The sequence below is a fragment of the Microbacterium sp. B24 genome (assembly GCF_000333415.1).
Lineage (GTDB): Bacteria > Actinomycetota > Actinomycetes > Actinomycetales > Microbacteriaceae > Microbacterium.
Window position 1 is genome coordinate 1 of record NZ_BADB01000066.1, and the last position, 1,830, is coordinate 1,830.

2 protein-coding genes are annotated in these 1,830 nt (G+C 69.7%); both read right to left on the bottom strand.

All coding sequences use genetic code 11. The features are described 5' to 3' along the window. Positions 1–56: 56 nt before the first annotated feature. Positions 57–866: a sulfite exporter TauE/SafE family protein gene (locus I5I_RS01555; RefSeq protein WP_051039419.1), complete on the bottom strand. Its 810-nt coding sequence runs from the start codon at positions 864–866 to the stop codon at positions 57–59. After that, a partial coding sequence (locus tag I5I_RS01560; RefSeq protein WP_036315579.1) for an ABC transporter ATP-binding protein occupies positions 863–1,830 on the bottom strand: 968 nt, incomplete at its 5' end. The genes I5I_RS01560 and I5I_RS01555, both read right to left, overlap by 4 nt.

Genomic DNA, 1,830 nt, shown 5'->3' on the forward strand with positions numbered 1-1,830 from the left:
CCGCCCGCAGGGCCGCATCAAACCCGCGTGGCGACGGGTCGGGACGGATGAACGCCTCAGCGCGCGCGACGAGCGCGGATGGGCCGCACCGCCATCTGCGCGGCGATGAAGGTGAGGAAGCACGCGAAGAGGATGTNGGCGACCAGGGGCGACAGCAGCGTGGCAATCCAGGCGCCGAGAGCCGTCGTGGTGCACGCCGCGACGCCGACGAGCGCGGCGGCGACCAGGTCGACGTTGCGGCGCTTGACGTTGCCCACGGTGCCCGAGATGGCGGTCGGGATCATCATGAGCAGCGAGGTTCCCTTCGCGATGAGGTCGCTCGTACCGAAGAGGAAGATGAGCGCGGGAACGACGATGACCCCGCCGCCGACACCCAGCAACCCCGCCATCACGCCCGTGAACAGCCCCAGCACCGCCAAGCCGATGCCGGATGCGACCGTGAGCTCGAGTGCGGCATCGCGCGAGGGGACGACGATGAACAGCATCACGATCACGATGACGAGGAAGCCCACGAACCCCCAGCGCAGCGTGTTCTGCGGGATGCGTGCCAGCAGCCAGGAACCGATCTGCGCGCCGACGACGGCGCCGGCGGCGAGAATGAGCGCCGGGATCCACGCGACGGACCCGTGAAGGGCGTAGGAGACGACACCGACGGATGCCGTGGGCACGATGGCCGCGAGCGACGTGCCCGCGGCCAGCCGCTGGTCGAAGCGCAGCAGGAGCACCAGCATCGGCACGATGACCGTGCCGCCGCCGACGCCGAACAGCCCCGACAGCAGTCCGGCAGCAAGCCCGACCCCGATGCAAGCCAACACGAAGCGGATGTCGCGGCGCCGGGCGGGCGTCGCGGCTGCAGCCGCGCTCACGCGTCGGTCCCGGTGCCGACCTCGGCGGCAGGGTCGTCGGCGCCGGCGGCGGCCTGCTCGAACTGCGAGCGGTAGAGACGCCAGTAGGCGCCTTCCGCGGCGATCAACTCGTCGTGGCTGCCCTTCTCGACGATGTCGCCGTGCTCCATCACGAGGATGAGGTCGGCGTCGCGAATGGTCGACAGGCGGTGGGCGATCACGAAGGACGTGCGTCCTTCGCGCAACGCCGACATCGCGTGCTGCAGCAGCAGCTCGGTGCGGGTGTCGACCGAGCTCGTCGCCTCATCCAGGATGAGCACGCTCGGCTCGGCGACGAACGCACGCGCGATCGTGATGAGCTGCTTCTCCCCCGCCGAGACGTTGGCGGCGTCCTCGTCGAGCACGGTGTCGTACCCGTCGGGAAGGGAGTGGACGAAGCGGTCGACCCGGGTCGCGACGGCGGCTTCGACGATCTCGAGGTCGGAGGCCTGCTCGTTGCCGTACCGGATGTTCTCGCGGATCGTTCCGGCGAACAGCCACGGATCCTGGAGCACCATGCCGGTGCGCGAACGCACATCGTCGCGGGTGAGCTCGGAGATGTCCTGTCCGTCGAGCAGGATGCGGCCCCCGTCGAGCTCGTAGAAGCGCATCAGCAGGTTCACCAGCGTCGTCTTACCGGCTCCGGTCGGGCCGACGATCGCCACGGTCTGGCCCGGTTCGACGCGGAAGGACAGGTCGCGGATGAGGGGCTTGTCGGGGCTGTACGAGAACGCGACGTTCTGGAACTCGATCACGCCGCGTCCCTCGCGCAGGGCGGGCGCGTCGGCGGCATCGGGCTCCTGCTCGTCCTGGTCGAGGAGTTCGAAGACGCGCTCAGCCGAGGCCGTTCCGGACTGCACGACGGCGGCCATGCCGCCGAGCTCCGACAGCGGCTGGGTGAACTGCTGCGAGTACTGGATGAACGCCTGCACGTCACCGAGCCGCA